Origin of the sequence: Virgisporangium aurantiacum (genome assembly GCF_016863635.1) — a bacterium.
GTDB lineage: Bacteria > Actinomycetota > Actinomycetes > Mycobacteriales > Micromonosporaceae > Virgisporangium > Virgisporangium aurantiacum.
In genome coordinates, this window is record NZ_BOPG01000034.1 from 291,312 (window position 1) to 310,050 (window position 18,739).

General features: G+C 71.5%; 16 protein-coding genes. 10 read left to right on the plus strand and 6 right to left on the minus strand.

Going from position 1 to position 18,739, the window contains the following annotated elements:
- The first annotated feature begins 8 nt into the window (after positions 1 to 8).
- Both Vau01_RS29215 and Vau01_RS29220 read left to right on the plus strand, forming a co-directional pair.
- Complete coding sequence (locus Vau01_RS29215; RefSeq protein WP_203998946.1) at positions 9 to 605, plus strand: TetR/AcrR family transcriptional regulator; 597 nt, start codon at positions 9 to 11, stop codon at positions 603 to 605.
- A gap of 55 nt (positions 606 to 660) precedes the next feature.
- Entirely contained in the window at positions 661 to 1,311 is a 651-nt protein-coding gene (locus Vau01_RS29220; protein WP_203998949.1) for a hypothetical protein, read from the plus strand.
- Between the two features lies 1 nt (position 1,312).
- On the opposite strand, the gene Vau01_RS29225 is transcribed toward Vau01_RS29220, so the two are convergent.
- A complete protein-coding gene (locus tag Vau01_RS29225; RefSeq protein WP_203998951.1) occupies positions 1,313 to 3,109 on the minus strand; it encodes an ABC transporter ATP-binding protein in 1,797 nt (598 codons plus the stop codon).
- A complete protein-coding gene (locus Vau01_RS29230; RefSeq protein ID WP_203999145.1) occupies positions 3,102 to 4,823 on the minus strand; it encodes an ABC transporter ATP-binding protein in 1,722 nt (573 codons plus the stop codon). The genes Vau01_RS29225 and Vau01_RS29230 overlap by 8 nt, the downstream gene beginning before the upstream one ends.
- Before the next feature lie 229 nt (positions 4,824 to 5,052).
- On the opposite strand from Vau01_RS29230, the gene Vau01_RS29235 reads away from it, so the two are divergent.
- Positions 5,053 to 5,682 carry a TIGR03085 family metal-binding protein gene (locus tag Vau01_RS29235; protein WP_203998954.1) on the plus strand — a complete coding sequence of 210 codons (630 nt, stop codon included), beginning with the start codon at positions 5,053 to 5,055 and terminating at the stop codon, positions 5,680 to 5,682.
- A gap of 134 nt (positions 5,683 to 5,816) precedes the next feature.
- Positions 5,817 to 7,589, plus strand: coding sequence for an AMP-dependent synthetase/ligase (locus tag Vau01_RS29240; protein ID WP_203998957.1), 1,773 nt, complete (start codon positions 5,817 to 5,819; stop codon positions 7,587 to 7,589).
- A gap of 7 nt (positions 7,590 to 7,596) precedes the next feature.
- On the opposite strand, the gene yczR is transcribed toward Vau01_RS29240, so the two are convergent.
- Positions 7,597 to 9,048 carry a MocR-like transcription factor YczR gene (yczR, locus tag Vau01_RS29245; RefSeq protein ID WP_203998960.1) on the minus strand — a complete coding sequence of 484 codons (1,452 nt, stop codon included), beginning with the start codon at positions 9,046 to 9,048 and terminating at the stop codon, positions 7,597 to 7,599.
- Between the two features lie 59 nt (positions 9,049 to 9,107).
- Between yczR and yczE the strand changes: the two genes are divergently transcribed.
- The 4 genes from yczE to Vau01_RS29265 all read left to right on the plus strand — a co-directional run bounded on the left by yczE (position 9,108) and on the right by Vau01_RS29265 (position 12,932).
- Positions 9,108 to 9,794 (plus strand): membrane protein YczE, encoded by a 687-nt coding sequence (gene yczE, locus Vau01_RS29250; protein ID WP_239151941.1) that lies wholly within the window; start codon positions 9,108 to 9,110, stop codon positions 9,792 to 9,794.
- A complete protein-coding gene (locus tag Vau01_RS29255; RefSeq protein ID WP_203998963.1) occupies positions 9,733 to 10,311 on the plus strand; it encodes a GNAT family N-acetyltransferase in 579 nt (192 codons plus the stop codon). The genes yczE and Vau01_RS29255 overlap by 62 nt, the downstream gene beginning before the upstream one ends.
- 10 nt (positions 10,312 to 10,321) lie before the next feature.
- Positions 10,322 to 10,972: an MOSC domain-containing protein gene (locus Vau01_RS29260; RefSeq protein ID WP_203998966.1), complete on the plus strand. Its 651-nt coding sequence runs from the start codon at positions 10,322 to 10,324 to the stop codon at positions 10,970 to 10,972.
- Positions 10,973 to 11,048: 76 nt separating this feature from the next.
- Positions 11,049 to 12,932, plus strand: a complete 1,884-nt coding sequence (locus tag Vau01_RS29265; RefSeq protein ID WP_203998969.1) for an Hsp70 family protein — start codon at positions 11,049 to 11,051, stop codon at positions 12,930 to 12,932.
- A 5-nt stretch (positions 12,933 to 12,937) separates the two neighbouring features.
- Here the strand turns inward: Vau01_RS29265 and Vau01_RS29270 are convergent, their stop codons facing one another.
- The 3 genes from Vau01_RS29270 to trmB all read right to left on the minus strand — a co-directional run bounded on the left by Vau01_RS29270 (position 12,938) and on the right by trmB (position 17,058).
- Positions 12,938 to 13,798, minus strand: a complete 861-nt coding sequence (locus Vau01_RS29270) for a hypothetical protein (protein WP_203998972.1) — start codon at positions 13,796 to 13,798, stop codon at positions 12,938 to 12,940.
- 96 nt (positions 13,799 to 13,894) lie between these two features.
- Positions 13,895 to 16,417 carry a DEAD/DEAH box helicase gene (locus Vau01_RS29275; RefSeq protein WP_203998974.1) on the minus strand — a complete coding sequence of 841 codons (2,523 nt, stop codon included), beginning with the start codon at positions 16,415 to 16,417 and terminating at the stop codon, positions 13,895 to 13,897.
- Positions 16,414 to 17,058, minus strand: a complete 645-nt coding sequence (gene trmB / locus Vau01_RS29280; RefSeq protein WP_203998976.1) for a tRNA (guanosine(46)-N7)-methyltransferase TrmB — start codon at positions 17,056 to 17,058, stop codon at positions 16,414 to 16,416. Before trmB ends, Vau01_RS29275 begins: the two co-directional genes overlap by 4 nt.
- A gap of 138 nt (positions 17,059 to 17,196) precedes the next feature.
- On the opposite strand from trmB, the gene Vau01_RS29285 reads away from it, so the two are divergent.
- Together Vau01_RS29285 and Vau01_RS29290 are read left to right on the plus strand one after the other, a co-directional pair.
- Entirely contained in the window at positions 17,197 to 18,123 is a 927-nt protein-coding gene (locus Vau01_RS29285) for a CPBP family intramembrane glutamic endopeptidase (protein WP_203998979.1), read from the plus strand.
- A 98-nt stretch (positions 18,124 to 18,221) separates the two neighbouring features.
- Positions 18,222 to 18,695: a hypothetical protein gene (locus Vau01_RS29290; RefSeq protein ID WP_203998982.1), complete on the plus strand. Its 474-nt coding sequence runs from the start codon at positions 18,222 to 18,224 to the stop codon at positions 18,693 to 18,695.
- Positions 18,696 to 18,739 lie beyond the last annotated feature (44 nt).

Genomic DNA, 18,739 nt, shown 5'->3' on the forward strand with positions numbered 1-18,739 from the left:
GGCACCCGTTGGCCCGCACCGGACGGCGACCCGGCCGCCAGGACACCCGCGAGGCGATCCTGTCGGCCGCCCGCTCCGCGTTCGCGGAGAACGGCTTCGACGGCGCCTCGATCCGGCAGATCGCCGGTGCGGCCGGGGTCGACCCCGCTCTGGTGCACCACTACTTCGGCACGAAGGACCAGCTGTTCGTCGCCGCGATGGACTTCCCGCTCGATCCGGCGAAGATCCTGCCCCAGGTGGCGGCCGGCGGCATCGACGGCATGGGCGAACGGCTGGTCCGCATGTTCCTCACGATCTGGGACGGCCCGGCCGGCGCGGCGGGGGTGGCCCTGGTGCGCAGCGCCGTCCGCAGCGATCTGGCCGCCCGCCTGCTCCGCGAGTTCCTCACCACCCAGGTGCTCCGCCGGGCGCTCGACCACCTCGACGTCGACCCGTCCGAGGTGCCCACCCGCGGCAACCTCATCGGGTCCCAGCTGATCGGCCTGGCGATGATGCGATACGTGATCAAGCTGGAGCCGCTGGCCAGCGCCGCGCCGGAGGCGGTCGTCGCCGCCGTCGGCCCGAACATCCAGCGCTACCTCGACCAGCCGCTCAAGCTCTTCTGAAATGTGACTGATCCGCTGCCGCGCCGGGTGGCGCGGTTGGGGCATTCTGGACCCCATGGCCTATCAGAACGGGTCCTGGCCCGGCCACCCGCAGCGCTACGGTCCGGCGCAGTCAGCCACCCGCGGTTACCCGGCCACCCAGAACCACCCGGGGCACCCGGGCTACCCGGCATACCCGGGCCAGCCCGCCACGCAGACGTGGCCCGACGGGTCCTGGCCCGCCGAGCCACCCGGCCCCGGCCAGTCGCCCGACTACTACCTCGGGCCGCCACCGGCGCCGCCGCAGTACGGGTTGCGCGCCGCGCCGGTCGGGGTGCACATCGTCGCGGTCCTGCAGTACGTCACCGGCCTGGTGCTGATCCTCGGGGCCGGCGTCATCGGCGTGATCACGTTCAACGACGGCCGCATCGGTGACACGTCGGTGCCGGAGAGCATCCGCGGCGCCGTCACCGGCATGGGGCTCGCGATCGCCGCCCTCGCCCTGGTGGCCGGCTTCATCGCGCTCTCCATCGGCCGGCGGCTGCACCGCGGCCGGCGCGGCGCCCGGATGCTGGTGCTCGTGCTCAGCGCGGTGAGCCTCGGCATCAACGTGTACACGCTGGTCACCACCGGCGTCGCCGACCCGCTGTCGGGCCTGGTCCTGCCGACGCTCTACCTGGTGCTGCTCAACACCCCACCCGTGCGCGCCTGGTTCCGCCGCTACTGACTCAGGCGGGTTGCTGCTCCCGGGTCTGGTCGAGCCAGGACGCGAACAGCTTCCCGTAGATCGAGTCGGCCCGGGCCACCAGTTCGGCGTGCGAACCGCGCTGCACCACCACGCCCTTGTCGAACACGATCACGTCGTCGGCGGCCTGCGCGGTGGACAGGCGGTGGGCGATCGCGATCGTGGTGCGCCCCCGGGTCACCGCGTCGAGCGTGCGCTGCAGCCGGACCTCGGTGGCCGGGTCGACGGCGCTGGTCGCCTCGTCGAGCACCAGCAGGTCGGGGTCGGCGACGTACGCCCGGGCCAGCGCCACCAGTTGCCGCTCGCCGACGCTCAGCGCCTCGCCGCGCTCGCCGACCGGCGTGTCGAGGCCGGCCGGCAGGCCCTCCACCCAGTCGGCCAGGCCCAGTTCGGTGAACGCGAGATCCAGGTCGGCGTCGCTGAGGTCGGGCCGGGCGAAGCGGACGTTGGCGGCGACGGTGGAGTCGAACAGGAACCCGTCCTGCGGCACCATCACCACCCGCCGGCGCAGCGACTCGAACCGCACGTCGGTGAGCGGCACGCCGGCGAGCGTCACCGCGCCCTCGGCCGGGTCCATCAGGCGGGTGAGCAGCTTCGCGAACGTCGTCTTGCCGCTGCCGGTCTCGCCGACCACCGCCACCCGGGTCTGCGCCGGGATGGCCAGGTCGACGTCGTGCAGCACGGTCGGCCCGCCCGGATAGGCGAACCGGACGTGCTCGAACGCCACCGACAGCGGCCCGGCCGGCAGGTCGGTACCCGCCTCGCCCGGATCGGCCACGTCGGGCTCCACGTCGCCGATGTCGAGGACCCGGCGCCAGCCGGCGATCGCGTTCTGGGCCTCGTTGAGCATCTCGGTGGCGACCTGCACGGGCTGGATGAACAGCGTCACCAGGAACAGGAACGCGGTGAGCTCGCCGACCGTGAGATGCCCGTCGATGCCCAGCCGCAGCCCCATCAGCACGACACCCACCAGCGCCAGCCCGGCGGTCAGCTCGGCCGCCGAGAAGCTCGCGACGGTGGTGCGCATCGCCTTGAACTGGGCGGCCCGGTTGCGCTCGATCGCGGCGTCGAGCCGCTCCTCGGTGCGCCCGGCGACGCCGTAGGCGCGGATCACGTCGGCGCCGACCACGCTCTCGCCCACCGCGGCGAGCATCGCGCCGACGTGCTGGCGCACGATCGTGTAGGCCCGGGCCAGCTTGCGCTGGAAGATCCGACTGATGAACACCATCGGCAGGAACGCCACGTAGACGACGAGCGTGAGCTGCCACGAGTACGTCGCCATCACGATCGTGGTGACCGTCAGCTGCCCGAAGCTGATCAACAGGATGATGCCGCCGAACTGCAGGAACTGGCTGATCTGGTCGACGTCGGTGGTCACCCGCGACACCAGCGACCCGCGCCGCTCGGCCTGCTGGTGCAGCGTCGACAGGTCGTGGATGTGGCGGAACGTGCGCACCCGCACGTCGGCGAGCGCCGTCTCGCTGACCGTGAACAGCCGCACGTTCATCAGGAACGTGCACGACATGGTGATCATCAGCACGCCGAGCGTGATCGCCACGATCACCCCGACGGCGCCGACGTCGGCCCCGCCCGGCGCGCGGAGACCGTGGTCGATGCCCTGCTGCACGGCCACCGGCGTCACGACGCGACCGGTGGTGGCGATCAGCGCCAGCCCGAGCGTGCCGGCGAGGCCGGTACGCAGTTCCGGCGACATCGCCAGGCCGCGCCGCAGCGTCCGCCAGGTGCCTTCGGGTTGCTTCTCGGTGGACGCGCTACGCATATGCCTGCTCGCGTTCCCGCTCGGCGTCGGCCTGCTCGTAGGCGGTGACCAGGTTCGCGTACCCGGGGACCGTGGCCAGCAGGTCGGTGTGCCTGCCCCGCGCCACCACCCGCCCGTGCTCCAGGTAGACCACCTCGTCGGCCAGCGCGATCGTCGCCCGCCGGTACGCGACGACCAGGATCGACGCACCGGCATCGCCGGCGCGTAAGGCGGCGAGGATCGCGGCCTCGACGCGCGGGTCGACGGCGCTGGTGGCGTCGTCGAGCACCAGCAGGCGCGGACGCCCGGCCATCGCCCGGGCCAGCGTCAGCCGCTGCCGCTGCCCGCCGGACAGCGACGTTCCCCGCTCGCCCACCTCGGTGTCGAGCCCCTCGGGCAGGGCCTCGATGAACCCGTCGGCCTGTGCCTGCCGCAGCGCCCGCCACACCTGCCCGTCGTCGACGCCGTCGCGCCCGAGGCTGACGTTGCCGCGCACCGAGTCGTCGAACACGAACGGGATCTGCGGCACGAGCGCCACCGTGCTCGCGACGGCGGCGTGGGTGAGGCCGGCGAGGTCGGCGCCGTCGAGCGCCACCCGGCCCGAGACCGGGTCGACCAGACGCGCGGACAGCGCGGCGATCGTCGACTTGCCGCTGCCGGTGGGCCCGACGAGCGCGACGGTGCGCCCGGACGGCACCTCGAAGGTGACCCCGTGCAGCACCTCCGGGCCCTCGGAGTACCGGAAGCTCACGTCGTCGAAGCACAGCGCCGCGGGCCGGTCGTGCTCCGCGAGCGTCCCCTCGCCGTATTTCATGTCGCCGGTGGCCGCGAGGACGCCGGCGACGCGCTCCCACCCGACCACGCTGCGCGGAAGTTCGCCGAGCACCCAGCCGATCGCGCGCACCGGGAACGCCATCACGGTGAACAGGAACGCGACGCTCACGACGTTCTCCACCGTGGTGGCGCCGTGCGACAGGCGCAGCGCGCCGACCAGCAGCACCGCGAGCGTGCCCATCGTGGGCAGCGCCTCCAGCATCGGGTCGAACAGGCCGCGGACCCGGCCGACGCGGATCAGCGCGTCGCGCAGGTCGCCGGTGCGGGCGGCGAACCGCTCGGTCTCGGTGGCCTCGCGCCCCATCGTCTTGACCACCAGCGCGCCGTCGAAGCTCTCGTGCGCGATGCCGCTCACCTCGGCCCGCAGGCGCTGGGCGGCGGCCGCCCGCGGCGCCATGCGGCGGGAGTAGAAGACGTTGACGGCCAGCAGCGCCGGGAAGACCGTGAGCCCCACCAGGGCCAGCACCCAGTCGGTGACGAACAGCGCGGCCATCGCCGCCACCAGCATCACCACGGTGCCGACCGCGAACGGGAACGGCGCGATCGGGTACCAGGCCGACTCGACGTCGGAGTTCGCGTTCGACAGCAACTGGCCGGTGGGGTGCCGGTGGTGCCAGGACAGCGGCAGGGCCAGGTAGCGGCGGGTGACCTCGCGGCGGTAGCGCGCCTGGAGGCGGTACTGCATGGCGCCGGCGCCCAACCGGCGCCCCCACAGCCCCGCGACCTTGCCCACCGAGATGCCGAGGATCAGCGCGGCCCCGCTCGCGACGGCGGCCCGGGTGACGTCGGCACCCTCGATCGCCGGCACCACGACCCGACCGATCACCGCGCCGAGCACGAACGCCGTGGCGATGGTGAGGAGCGCGAACACGACGCTGCCGGCGACGGCGATCGCGAACATACGGGGTTCCTTGCGGATGGCCAGACCCAGGATGCGGATGCCCCGGCCGAGTACCCGTTCGTCCTCCACCGACGCCCCTTCCTGAGTAAGCCCGAGACCGACTATCCATCCTTACCGGGACGCCCGCGCGCCGCACCTGCTATTTCTATGTGTCCGCCGTCACAGCGTCTGATTTCGCTCGCTGCCGCTCGCGCCCCCGGAGTTACCGGCACCGTCTATGGTTCTGCGCGTGACGAAGTACGCGAAAGCCGAGCGGGCGGCACTCGCCGACACGTTCCTCGCCGTGGGTGCCGAGGCCCCGACGCTGTGCACCGGGTGGGCCACCCGTGACCTGCTCGCCCACCTGCTCCTCCGGGAACGCCACCCGGTCGCGGCGTCGGGCGTGCTGATCAAGCCGATGAAGGGCTACACCGAGCGCCGGCAGCAGTCGATCGCCCGGCGCGACTACGCCGCTCTGGTCGCCCAGCTGCGCAAGCCGCCGGTGTGGAGCCCGGTCAGCAACCCGCTGACCGACGAGCTGGCCAACACGCTGGAGATGTACGTCCACCACGAGGACGTGCGGCGGGCCCAGCCCAACTGGCGGCCGCGCGCGATCGATCCGGGCCTGGAGGGTGCGCTGTGGAACACGGTGCGCCGCACCAGCCGACTCACGCTGCGGAAGTTTCCCGCCGCCCTCGTCATCGAGTCGCCCGGTCACGGCCGGGTGTCGGCCGGCACCGGCGGCCGGGAGGTTTCGTTGCGCGGCCGGCCCGGTGAACTGGCCATGTTCCTGACAGGTCGCCAGCAGGTTGCGGATGTAGCGTTGACCGGCCCGGACGAGTTGGTCGAGCGGCTGCGCAACGCCCGCCTGGGCGTGTGACCATACGGCTCTGGTCGAAGCGCGGCGGTAACACTACTGTTCGGTATCAACCCCTGACGTGACGCCGGTCACGTGGTTTTCGCGCGCGGAGGCCCCCCGATATGACTGACCTTTTGTACCGGTCAATTCCGGAGATGTTTCTCAAACGTGTATCGGAGTCGCCCGACAAACGAGCGCTCGCCCACCCCGCACCCGGAGACTCCGGCCCGCCGGTCTGGCTGACCTGGGCCGAGGTGTCGGTGCGCGCCAAGGCGATCGCCGCCGGCCTGTACGACCTCGGCATCCGCACGGAGGACCGGGTGGCGATCCTCGCCGGCACCCGGTACGAGTGGGTGCTCGCCGACCTCGGCATCATGTGCGCGGGCGCGGCCACCACCACCGTCTACCCCACCACCGAGGCCGACGACGCGCAGTTCATCGTCCGTGACTCCGGGTCGAAGGTGCTGTTCGCGGAGAACTCCGACCAGGCCGCGAAGCTCACCGGCGTCGACCTCACCGCCGTCGTGGTCATCGACGGGACGCCCAGCGAGGGCCAGATCACGCTCGCCGAACTCGAGGAGCGGGGCACGGCGGTGCTCGCCGAGAAGCCGACGCTGATCGAGGACATCGCCGAGACGGTCAAGCCCGAGCACCTCGCGACGCTGATCTACACGTCCGGCACCACCGGCCGCCCGAAGGGCGTCGAACTGCTGCACGCCGGCTGGGTGTGGCAGGGCCAGCGGCAGGCCGAACTGGGCCTGCTCAACGCCGACGACCTGCAGTACCTCTGGCTGCCGCTGTCGCACTCGTTCGGCAAGACGCTGCTGTGCGGCATCATCTACGTCGGGTTGCCCACGTACGTCGACGGCCGGGTCGACAAGCTGATCGACAACCTCGGCACGATCCGCCCGACGCTGATGTGCGCCGCTCCCCGCGTCTTCGAGAAGGTCTACAACCGGGTGGTGACGCAGGCCAAGGAGGGCGGCGGCGCCAAGTACAAGATCTTCCAGTGGGCGCTGGGCGTCGGCAAACGGCACGCCGCCGAGCGGCACGCCGGCCGCACGCCGGGCGGCCTGCTCGCGTTCCAGTACGGCATCGCCACGAAGCTGGTGTTCAGCAAGCTGCACGCGCGGCTCGGCGGCCGGATCCGCGCGATGGTGTCGGGTTCGGCCCCGCTGGCCAAGGAGATCGGCGAGTTCTTCCACGCCGCGAACCTCAACGTCCTGGAGGGCTACGGGCTCACCGAGACGTCGGCCGGGTCGTTCATCAACCGCGAGGAGGCGGTCAAGCTCGGCACGGTCGGCCAGGCCATCGGCGACCTCGAGTGCAAGATCGCGGAAGACGGCGAGGTGCTGCTCCGCGGCACGCCCGTGATGCGCGGCTACCACAACCTCCCGGCCGAGACCGAGGCCGCGTTCACCGACGACGGCTGGTTCCGCACCGGCGACATCGGCGAACTCGACGGGAACGGCTACCTGCGGATCACCGACCGCAAGAAGGACCTGATCAAGACCTCGGGCGGCAAGTACGTGGCGCCCAGCCACATCGAGGGCATGTTCAAGTCGATCTGCCCGTACACGTCGCAGGCGGTGGTGATCGGGCAGGCCCGCAACTACTGTTCGATGCTGGTCACCCTCGACCCCGACGCGATCGCCCAGTGGGCCGCCGGCACCCCGCTGGAGGGCAAGGCGTACGGCGACATCGTCGCGTCGAAGGCCGCCAGCGACCTGATCGACGGCTACGTCAAGGAACTGAACGCCCGCCTGAACCGCTGGGAGACGATCAAGAAGTTCGTGATCCTCCCGCGGGACTTCAGCATCGAGGAGGGCGAGCTCACGCCGTCGCTGAAGGTCAAGCGCCGCGTGGTCGAGACCACGTTCGAAAGCGACATCACGCGGATGTACTCCGGCGCGGTGGCCGAGGTCTGACCTTTCCTTACGCGACCACGGCGGGCTCGGACCAGCGCCTGGTCGGACGTTCCACCCGGTGGCGCGCCTCGGCGAGGCGCGCCACCGCTTCGCGTACCTGGGGCACGGGCAGCACGTACGGCATGCGCATGAAGCGTTCGAAGGTCCCGTCCACCCCGAACCTCGGGCCGGGCGCGATCCGCAGGTCGAGTTCCGCGGCCGCGCGGGCCAGGGCCGTCGCCACCGGCGCGTCGAGCTCGATCCAGAGGCACAGGCCACCGGACGGCACGGTGAAGCGCCACTGCGGCAACTCCGCGCGCAGCGCGGCCACCAGCGCGTCGCGCTGGGCGCGCAGGTCGCGCCGCCGGGCCGCGATGATCTCGTCGGACGCGTGCAGCAGGTGCACCGCGATCAACTGTTCCAGCACCGGCGACGCCATGTCGACGTTCACCCGCAGCGCGGCCAGCCGGGCGATGGTCGGCGCCGCCGCCCGGATCCAGCCTATGCGCAGCCCGCCCCAGAACGGCTTGCTCATGCCGCCGATCGACACCGTGCGCGCGCCCCGGTCGTAGACGGCCACCGGCGGCGGGTTGGCGCCGGCGTCCAGCCGCAGGTCGGCGAACGACTCGTCGATGACCAGTTCGGTGCCGGCCGCGTGCGCCACGGCGGGCAGCCGCGCCCGCAACGGCTCCGGCATCAGGTGCCCGGTCGGGTTGTGGAAGTCGGGGATCAGGTAGGCCAGCCGCGCCGACGCGCCGCGCAGGGTCGAGAGCATCAGCTCGGGATCCCAGCCGTTGGCGTCGAGGTTGTAGGTCAGGATCCGGTGCCGGTGCGACGCGAGCGAGGTGAGCGCGTTCGGGTAGGTGGGCGCCTCGACCAGCACCCGCTGGCCGGGCGCGGCGAACAGCCGCACCAGCAGGTCGAGCCCCTGCTGCACGCCGGCCGTGATCATGATCTGCTCGGGGTCGGTGGGCAGGCCGCGCTCGGTGTAGCGGGACGCGACCAGCTCGCGCAGCGGCACGATCCCGGTGGGCTGGTAACCGCGCCGGCTCAGGTACGGCGGGAGGTCGAGCGCGGCCTTCTGCACCGCGTCGGTGATCTGCGGCGGGGCCGCGAGGGCGGCGCAGTTGAGGTCGATGACGTCGTCGTCGCCGTCGTCGATCGTCATGATCACGCCGCCGCTGCCGATCCGGTGCCCGCCGGGCAGTTCGGTCCAGCTGCCGGCACCGCGCCGGCTGGTGAGGTGACCCGACTCACGCAGCGTGCGGTACGCCGCGGTGACCGTGGTGCGGCTGATGCCCAGCGCGTCGGCGAGTTCCCGCTCGGCCGGCAGCCGCACGCCGAGGGCCAGCCGGCCGTCGGTGAGGAGGCCGCGCACGGCCTCGGCCAGGGCGGCGTACTCGGGGCCACGACGATGGGTGCGCACGTGCCACTCGCCGAGCAAACGGGCCAGTTGGACTCCCCGCATGATCCCCGCCACGTCCACCTCCGGGAAATTGGTTCTTTTGTCGAAGGCCAATCGCCACGAGATTGGCATGCGTGACCGAAATTGGCAACCGCATGCCACTCCGCTACCGGTTCCTGCGGCGGTTCCTCCAGCTGCAGGTCGGCCTGGTGCTGTACGGCGTGAGCATGGCGATGTTCATCCGCGCCGATCTCGGGCTCGACCCGTGGGACGTCTTCCACCAGGGCGTGAGCGAGCGCACCGGGCTCCGGTTCGGCTGGGTGGTGATCATCACCGGCGCCGCTGTGCTGCTGTTGTGGATCCCGTTGCGCCAGCGTCCGGGCATCGGGACGGTCAGCAACGCGATCGTCGTGGGGCTGGCCGTCGAGGCCGCGCTGGCCGTGATCCCTCCGGTCGATCCGCTGTGGGCACGGGTCCTCGTTCTCGTGGCCGCGGTCGCCTTGAACGGCATCGCCACGGCGTCATATATCGGCGCCGCGCTCGGGCCGGGACCGCGCGATGGCCTCATGACGGGACTTGCCAGGCGTTTCCCGCGGCTGTCGATCCGGCTCGTGCGCACCGGGCTGGAGATCACCGTGCTCGCGGTCGGCTGGTTGCTGGGCGGCTCGGTCGGCCTCGGCACGGTCGTGTACGCGCTGGCGATCGGGCCGCTCACGCAGGCGTTCCTGCCGCTCTTCACGGTGCGATACCGTCAGCCGGGTGCTGCGCCCGACGTATCCGATCCGCACTCCCCGGCTGGCCCTGCGCCCGTTCACCCGTGACGATCTCGACGCCGTCCACACCTACGTCAGCGATCCCGACGTCGTGCGCTTCCTCTACTGGGAGGTGACCACCGACCGCGCCGCCGCCCGCAAGATGCTCGACGCGAAGATCGGCAACTGGACGCTCACCGACGCCGGCCAGAGCCTGGTGCTCGCGGTCGACCTGCTCGACGACGGGCCGCTGGTGGGCGAGGTCGTGTTGAAGTGGCTCAGCCGCGAGCACCGGCAGGGCGAGATCGGGTTCGTGGTCACGCCGGCGCACCAGGGTCACGGGTACGCCACCGAGGCGGCGACGGCCATGCTGGCGCTCGCCTTCGACGACCTCAAGCTGCACCGGGTGATCGGCCGCTGCGACCCGCGCAACACCGCGTCGGCCACGGTGCTGGAGCGGCTCGGCATGCGGCGGGAGGCGCACTTCGTCCAGAACGAGATCTTCAAGGGCGAATGGGGCGACGAGTACGTCTACGCTCTGCTGGCCGACGAGTTCCGTGGCCGTGCCCCTTCGGGCAGGGCCTAGGCTGCCACCCGTGGCGACTCTGCTCTCGGTCAATCTGGCCCACCCCCGTGACGACCGCGGCCGCACCGTCCGCCTGACCGGCATCGACAAGCGGCCGGTCACCGGCCCGGCCCGCCTCGACGTCCCCGGCGACGGAGGCAGCGGCGTCGGCGGCGACCTGATCGGTGACGGATCGGTGCACGGGGGCGGCGACCAGGCCGTCTACGCCTACGCCCGCGAAGACCTGGACGCCTGGTCGGCCGAGTTGGGCCGGCCGCTCGCCAACGGACAGTTCGGCGAGAACCTCACGACGCTCGGCCTCGACGTCACCGGCGCGCTGATCGGCGAGCACTGGCGGATCGGCGGGGTGCTGCTGGAGGTCACCGCGCCGCGCATCCCGTGCACGACGTTCGCCCGCTGGATGGACGAGCCACGCTGGATCAAGCGGTTCACCGAGCGCGCGGTGTCCGGCGCGTACCTGCGGGTGCTCGAACCCGGCCCGGTCGAAGCCGGTTCGGCGATCGAGGTGGTGCACCGGCCCGGCCACGGCGTCACGACCGGCCTGACGTTCCGGGCGCTCACCACCGAGCCCGACCTGATCCACCGGCTCGTCGGCGTCGACGCGCTCGCCGCCGACATCCGGGAGAAGGTCGCGCGCCGCACGGCGGGAGTTCTTTCGTGACCGAGCACTTGTGCGAGGGCACCATTAAGCAGAGCCGCCCCGGTCAGGGCGGGTCACCACGGAGTGGGGACCCGTCATGACGCGGTTAGCGATTGACCTTGGCACCTCGCACACCGTCGCGGTCGTCGAACGGCCGGGCCAGCAACCGCGTCCCCTTCTCTTCGACGGTTCCCCGGTGCTGCCCTCCGGTGTCTTCGCCGCCGCCGGCGGAGGCATCCACGTGGGCCGCGACGCCGAACGCCTGGCCCAGCTGGAACCGCACCGGTACGACCCGCACCCGAAGCGGCGCATCGACGAGGGGACGGTGCTGCTCGGCGACTCCGAGTACCCGGTCGCCACGCTGCTCGCCGCGCTGCTGCACCGGGTCGTTTCCGAAGCGGGGCATGCATCGAGCGTCGTATTGACCTGCCCCGCCGACTGGGGCCGCCTGCGCCGGTCGGTGCTGATCGACGCCGCCCGCCAGGCCGGCATCGCCGACCCGGTGCTCGTCGACGAGCCGGTGGCCGCCGCCGCCTACTGCACCCGCGTCCTCGGCGGGCACGTGCCCGACGGGCAGTCGCTGCTGGTCTTCGACTTCGGCGGCGGCACGCTCGACCTGGCGCTGGTGCGCCTCGATCCGGGCGGCAGCCGCGTCACCGGGGTCAGCGGCCTGGAGAACCTCGGCGGCCTCGACGTCGACGAGGCGCTGGTCGGCCACCTCGGCCAGCTCGTGGCGGCGCGCGACCCGGCGACGTGGCAGCGGTTGTCCCGGCCGTCGAATCCGGCCGAACTCCGGGACCGGCGGACGTTCCGGGCCGAGGTGCGCGTCGCCAAGGAGATGCTGTCGCGCACGACGGTCGCGCCGGTGACCGTGCCCGGCTGGTCGGAGACGCTGCACCTGACGCGCGAGGAACTCGACCGGCTCGCCGGTCCCCTCGTCGACCGCGCCGTCGACGAGACCCGCCGCCTTCTCGACGGCGTCGGCCAGCCGATCACTGGGATCCTGCTCGTCGGCGGGTCGAGCCGGATCCCGCTGGTGGCGACCCGGCTGCACGGCCGGTTCGGCGTCGCGCCGATGGTGCCCGAGCAGCCGGAGCTTCCGGTCGCGCTGGGTGCGCTGGCCTCGGTGGAGAACGCCGCGCCGACCTCGGGAGCGGCACCGACCTCCGGCGGGCCCCGGCAGACGCGTACCCCGGGACCGGTGATCCCGGGACCGGTGTCCGGACTACCGGGAACGCCGGTCTCCGGAATGCCGACCGGCCAGGTCTCCGCCGTGCCGACGGGTCCGGTCTCCGGTGCCGCCTTCTTCGAGGGCGAGAACACCGACACCGGCATCCCGGTCCCCCATGACCCCGGTGCGGCCTGGACCGGCCGCCCGCAGGCCAACCACCCCTGGGCCGCCCCGCCCCCGCCCCGACGCGCCCGACGCGGCGCCCCGCGCGGCGCGATGATCCTCGCGATCGCCGCGAGCCTCGCCGTCATCGTGCTCGCCGCCGGCACGATCTGGTTCGTCCGCGACGCGGTCGGTGACACCAAGGAGCCCGGCACCGGCGCACAGGGACCGAACGCCACCACCACCGGCGCCAGCGCGTCCCCCACGGCGAACCGCGGGCCGGCGCCCACCGGCTTCGCCTGGTGCGAAGCACCGGAGAAGGCGCTCTTCTGCCCCACCACGCCGGTCTGCGAGTCCGAGGACGACGACGAGATCGACTGCGCCAAGGCCCACACCACGGAACTGTTCGCCGGCGGCATCCTCCCCTCCGAAGGCTTCGCCGGCTCCGACCAGCTCGACAAGTCACCCGAGGTCAAGGCCGGCTGCAGCGCCGCGACCCTCGACGCGCGAACCGCCGACAAGAACAAGACGAAGGACTGGAACCGCTACGCCCAGTGGCAGTGGCGCAACGGCGTCAACCTGTTCCTGTGCTTCACCGGCCCGGAGAACGGAACGACCACCGGCTCGGTGATCAAGCAGGCCACCTGACGGCGCTACGTCCGGCCGTCCCAGATCTTGACCAGCACCTCGGGCTCGATTCCCCCGGCGACGAGCACGCCGGCGTACCGTCGCGCGTGGTCGTCGTCGTCCTGGGCCGGTTCCCAGTAGATGCCGAGATTTCCGCCGCCGGCGATGTAGCAGATCCGCACCTTCGTCACCTGGCCGGCCGGTATCGGCCCGATTTCCCAACCCCAACTGTCGAAGGCACGCCACGTGTCCTTGCCCGCACGAATCGGGTTGAACAGATCCGACCTCTTTCCGTGGTTACGGAAGCTGATGAAGTAGGCGGCCCATTGATCGCCTGCGCATCGCACGATCGCGTTCGCGTCGTTTCCGACCGGCTGGTCCACCCCGATCTCGCCGAGATAGACCAGAGGCTCGGGACGAGCGCAGTCGCCGACGTCCGCCCGGACGTTCGTGGCGAACTGGGCGAGCTCGGGGTCCCTGGTGAACTCGTCGGCCGTCAGCCTCCGCACCAACCACCATCCGCCGGCGCCGACCAGCAGCAGCGCGACAAGGGCCGCGGCGAGCCGGTACCGCCGCTTGCGTCGACGCGCCGCCGACCGTCGCACCCGCTCGGCGGACAGCTCCTTGACCAGGCTGGAAACGTCCTCGCGCCACCGGGATTCCTCGATCCGGCGGTGTTGACGGCCGGCGAGGGCTCGCAGCGGTTCCGGCAACGCCTCGGCACTGGGCATCGGAGTGTCGTTCAGCAGTACCGGGATCACCCGGGTCTTACGGTTTCCCAGCGCCAACCGGACCTCGTGGTGAACCCAGTCCGAGTCGCTGTCGATCAGGCGGCGCCCGGACCCGTCTCCCATCGCGAGCCAGGACTTCCCGATGAGAACGATCACGACCTCCGCCCTCGCCAGAGCGGACACGATCCGGTCTCCGAACGGCGCACCCGCGTATCTACGTTGTGTAGTCGGGGATTTGTCTGCCGACTACCGCTATGCCGGACCGACCCCGGTGATCCGCACCGCGGCCGCGCCGATCTCGTCGGACTCGGCCAGGTCGATCTCGGCGTGGATGGCCCAGTCGTGATCGCCGTTCGGGTCGTCGAAGATCTGGCGCACCGTCCACTTCTCGCGGCCGGCGTCGATCATCAGCAGGGCCGGCCCGCGCGCGTCGGGGCCGATGCCGATCTCGCCGTACTCCTCGAAGTACGGCTTGAGCGCCGCCTCCCAGTCGACGGTGCCGTCGAGTTCGGAGAGGTCGTACCAGCGGTGCAGCGCCGCCAGTTCCACCCGCCGGAACAGGGCGTTGCGGACGAGGACGCGGAACGCGCGGGCGTTGCGCGTCACCGCCGGCGGCCGGTCCTCGATCGCGTGCACCGCCTCGCCGGCCTCGCGTTCGGCGGCCGTCGGGTCGCGCAGCTTCTCCCACTCGTCGATGAGGCTGGAGTCGACCTGGCGCACCAGTTCACCGAGCCACTCGATGAGGTCGGTGAGTTCCTCGGTGCGCGCGTCCTCGGGAACGGTCTGCTTCACCGCCTTGTAGGCGTCGGCGAGGTAGCGCAGCACGAGTCCCTCGGAGCGGGTCAGCCCGTAGAAGCTGATGTACTCGGTGAACGTCATCGCGCGCTCGAACATGTCGCGGGCCACCGACTTCGGCGCGAGTTCGTGGTCGGCGACCCACGGGTGCCCGCGCCGGTACAGCTCGTACGCCGCGTCCAGCAACTCCGCCAACGGCTTTGGATAGGTGACGCCCTCGATGAGTTCGACCCGCTGGTCGTACTCGATGCCCTCGGCCTTCATCGCCGCGACGGCCTCGCCGCGCGCCTTCGACTGCTGTGCCATCAGCACCTGCCGCGGATTGTCCAAAATGGACTCGACGACCGACAGCACGTCCAGGGCGTAGATGGGCGACTCGCGGTCGAGGAGCTCGAACGCGGCCAGCGCCAACGGCGACAGCGGCTGGTTCAGCGCGAAGTCGAGTTGCAGGTCGACGGTGAGCCGCACGATGCGACCCTCCTCGTCGGGCGTCTCGAGTCGCTCGACCACGCCACCGGCCAGCAAGGCCCGGTAGATGGCAATCGCCCGCCGGATGTGCCTGCGTTGCGTCGGACGGTCGTCGTGGTTCTCCGTCAACAGATGGCGCATCGCGTCGAACGCGTTGCCCGGCCGGCTGATGACGTTCAGCAGCATCGCGTGGCTCACCTGGAAGTGCGAGGTGAGCGGCTCCGGTTCCGCCTCGATCAGGCGCTCGAACGTGGGGCGGCCGTACCCGATCGTCCCCTCGGGTGGTTTCTTGCGGACGACCTTGCGCCGCTTCTTCGGGTCGTCGCCGGCCTTCGCCAGCGCCCGCTCGTTGTCGATGACGTGCTCGGGCGCCTGCACCACCACGGTTCCCATGGTGTCGAAGCCGGCCCGGCCCGCCCGCCCGGCGATCTGGTGGAACTCGCGCGCCTTCAACAGCCGCGTCTTCACGCCGTCGTATTTGGACAGTCCGGTGAAAAGCACTGTCCTGATAGGAACGTTGATGCCGACGCCCAGCGTGTCGGTCCCGCAGATCACCTTCAACAACCCCGCCTGCGCAAGGGTTTCCACGAGCCGGCGGTACTTCGGCAGCAGCCCCGCGTGGTGCACGCCGATGCCGTGCCGCACCAACCTCGACAGGGTCTTGCTCCCGAACCCCGCGGTGAACCGGAAGTTACCGATGAGGTCCGCGATCGCGTCCTTCTCCGCCCGCGTGCACACGTTGATGCTCATCAACGCCTGCGCGCGTTCCAGCGCGGCCTGCTGGGTGAAGTGCACGACGTACACCGGCGACTGCTTCGTGGTGAGCAGTTCCTCGAGCGTCTCGTGCAACGGCGTCAGCACGTACTCGTAGTGCAGCGGCACCGGCCGGTCGACCGACCGGATGATGGTGGTCTGCCGACCGGTGCGGTGGGTCAGGTCCTCCTTGAACCGGTCCATGTCGCCGAGCGTCGCCGACATCAGCACGAACTGCGCCTGCGGCAGTTCGATGAGCGGCACCTGCCACGCCCAGCCGCGGTCGGGCTCGGCGTAGAAGTGGAACTCGTCCATCGTCACCATGCCGACGTCGGCCCGCTCGCCGAACCGCAGCGCGATGTTCGCGAGGATCTCGGCCGTGCAGCACACGATCGGCGCGTCGGCGTTGACGCTCGCGTCACCCGTCAGCATGCCGACGTTGGTTGCGCCGAACGTCGCGCACAGCTCGAAGAACTTCTCGCTCACCAACGCCTTGATGGGTGCGGTGTAGTACGTCCGGCGGCCTTTCGACAGCGCGGCGAAGTGCGCGGCCGCCGCCACGAGACTCTTGCCCGACCCGGTCGGCGTGCTGAGAATGACGTTCGAGCCGTACGCGATCTCCAGGAGCGCCTCCTCCTGGTGCGGGTACAGCGTGAGACCGCGGTCGCCCGCCCAGGTCGCGAACGCCTCGTAGATGGCGTCGGGCAGTTCGTCGTCCGGCAGGTCGTCGGGCGGCACCAGCTCGATGAGGCCGGTCATCGTCGGATGTAGCGCAGGTCGGCGATCGCGCGGCCGGCGTCGCGGCCGCGCTTCTCGAACTTCGTCATGGGACGCACGTGAGCGTCGGCCGCCGCCTTGATCAGCAACGGATCCCGATCGAGCGTCGCCGCCATCGCCTCGGCGTACTCCGGCCAGTCGGTGGCGCACCACAGCAGCCCGCCCGGTGCGAGCCGGCTCGCCAGCAGGGCCACGTGCGTGGGCTGCACGAGGCGGCGCTTGTGGTGCCGTGCCTTCGGCCACGGGTCCGGGAAGAAGGCGTGCACGGCGGCCAGCGTGCCGGGCGGTACGCGTCCCATGATTTCCAACGCGTCCTCGAAGGCGATGCGCACGTTGGTGAGCCCGCGTTCCTCGACGGTGGCGAGCAGGTTGGCCACGCCGGGGGTGTGTATCTCGACGGCGAGGTAGCCGCGGCCGGGATCGGCCTGCGCCATCGCGGCGGTCGCCTCACCCATGCCCGAGCCGATCTCCACCACCAGCGGCACGTCGACGCCGAACAACGATTCCGCGGTGACCGGCCCGTCGGCACTGATGCCGTGCGTGGGCAGGAGGCGGTCGAGGGCGTCGTGGTGCCGGCCGCTGAGCCGCCCGCGCCGCGGGTGGTACGTCCGGATCGACTTCACCCTGTGAAACCTAACATTCGCACTTGCGTTCGGTCCCGTCCCACGGCATCCTCCGGCCGTGCCCGAGCACTTGTGCGAGGGCACCGTTCAGCAGAGCCCGCCCGGTCAGGGCGGGTCACCACGGAGTGGGGAGCCGGCGTGACCGACACGGCCTACCACCGGATGGCGCGAGGGTCGGCGGCCGCGTGGTGGCGCACGGCCCTCGGTACCGTCCTGATCCTCGTCGGGACGCTCGTGCTCGCCGCCGTGCTCTACGCGGCCGCGCTGATCGCCGGCGAGGTCGTGGGCGTCCCCCACGATGGCGACGACTTTCCGATCCTGCCGCCGCTGGTCGAGGCCGCCCTGACCTTCGCCAGCATCGCGGTCGGCCTCCCGGTCGTGCTGCTGACCGCCCGGCTGCTGCAACGCCGGCCGCCCGGCACGCTGTCGTCGGTGGCCGGGCGGGTGCGGTGGGGCTGGCTCGGCCGGTGCCTGCCGATCGCGTTCGCGACGATCGCGCTGATGTTCGCGGCGTCGTTCGCTCTCGCGCCGTTCTTCCCCGAATCCGCCGACGAGACCGACGGCGGCGCCTGGGTGGGCGTCGGGCCGTTCCTCGGCGCGATGCTCGTGATGGTGCTGATCGTGCCGGTCCAGGCCGCCGCCGAGGAGTACGCGTTCCGCGGGTGGCTGTTGCAGGGGGTCGGCGCGCTGACCCGGTGGCTGTGGCCGGCGATCCTGGTGCAGGCGGTGCTGTTCGCGGCCGTCCACGGATGGGGCACCCCGTGGGGCTTCGTCGACCTGGTCATCTGGGCGAGCTTCATGGGCTGGGTGACGGTGCGCACCGGTGGGCTGGAGGCGTCGATCGCGCTGCACACCGCCAACAACCTGCTGTCGATGACGTGGGCCGCGGCGTTCGGCCTCCTCGACGTGGACGAGACGGCGGCCGACATGTCCCTGCTGGGCCTGGCCATCGACATACCCGTGGTGACCGGCTACGCACTCCTGGTCGTCTGGCTGGCCCGTCGGCGCCGCATGCCGACCCGCACCGCCCCCGCCGCCTCTGACGCCTTGGACGCCGCCGCTTGAAGGTGTCCTGCGGCACACAGGAGACACCCAGCTTCAGCACACCCCATGTTCAGTTCGGACTGCGATCGTGATCCAGTCGCCGGCCATTTGGAGGAGCCATGCGGGTGGACCCGAACGTCAGGAACGTCGTGGCACCGACGGGCGGCGCCGTGCGCGTCGTCGGTGACGCCGGATCGGGCCCCGGTATCGGCCTCGTCGAAGGCCTGATCCGCCACCTACCCTCCGCCTGGACGGTCACCCCGGCCGCCGGCCCGGCCGCCGCCGGCCCCGACGACCTGGCCCTGCTGGTCTACCCGACCGCCGCCGAGGTGCAGGCCGCCCACCGCGCCCTGGGCGACGGCACCCGCCTGGTGGTACTGATCGAATCCACCGCCACGGCCGAGCGCGTGGCCGAGGTCCTCGAGGCCGGCGCCGACACCTGCGTACGGGCCGGCTCCGCCGCCGTCCTGGCCGGCCACCTGGTCGCGTGCCGCCGCCGGGTCGCCGGCCGCGAACCGATGACGCTGCGCATGCGGAACAACCGGTCCCAGGTGGGCGTGAGCCGCCCACTGAGCGCCATCCGCTCCCGCTGAGCCGCTCGATCCCCGCGATCGTGGACTCCGTTGATCTCTGAACC

Excerpts from the sequence above, each read along its gene's own strand:
- Vau01_RS29220 (WP_203998949.1), top strand. The coding sequence starts at position 661 with ATGGCCTATCAGAACGGGTCCTGGCCCGGCCACCCGCAGCGCTACGGT.
- Vau01_RS29225 (WP_203998951.1), bottom strand. The coding sequence starts at position 3,109 with ATGCGTAGCGCGTCCACCGAGAAGCAACCCGAAGGCACCTGGCGGACG.
- Vau01_RS29230 (WP_203999145.1), bottom strand. The coding sequence starts at position 4,823 with ATGTTCGCGATCGCCGTCGCCGGCAGCGTCGTGTTCGCGCTCCTCACC.
- Vau01_RS29240 (WP_203998957.1), top strand. The coding sequence starts at position 5,817 with ATGTTTCTCAAACGTGTATCGGAGTCGCCCGACAAACGAGCGCTCGCC.
- Vau01_RS29265 (WP_203998969.1), top strand. The coding sequence starts at position 11,049 with ATGACGCGGTTAGCGATTGACCTTGGCACCTCGCACACCGTCGCGGTC.
- Vau01_RS29275 (WP_203998974.1), bottom strand. The coding sequence starts at position 16,417 with ATGACCGGCCTCATCGAGCTGGTGCCGCCCGACGACCTGCCGGACGAC.
- Vau01_RS29290 (WP_203998982.1), top strand. The coding sequence starts at position 18,222 with ATGCGGGTGGACCCGAACGTCAGGAACGTCGTGGCACCGACGGGCGGC.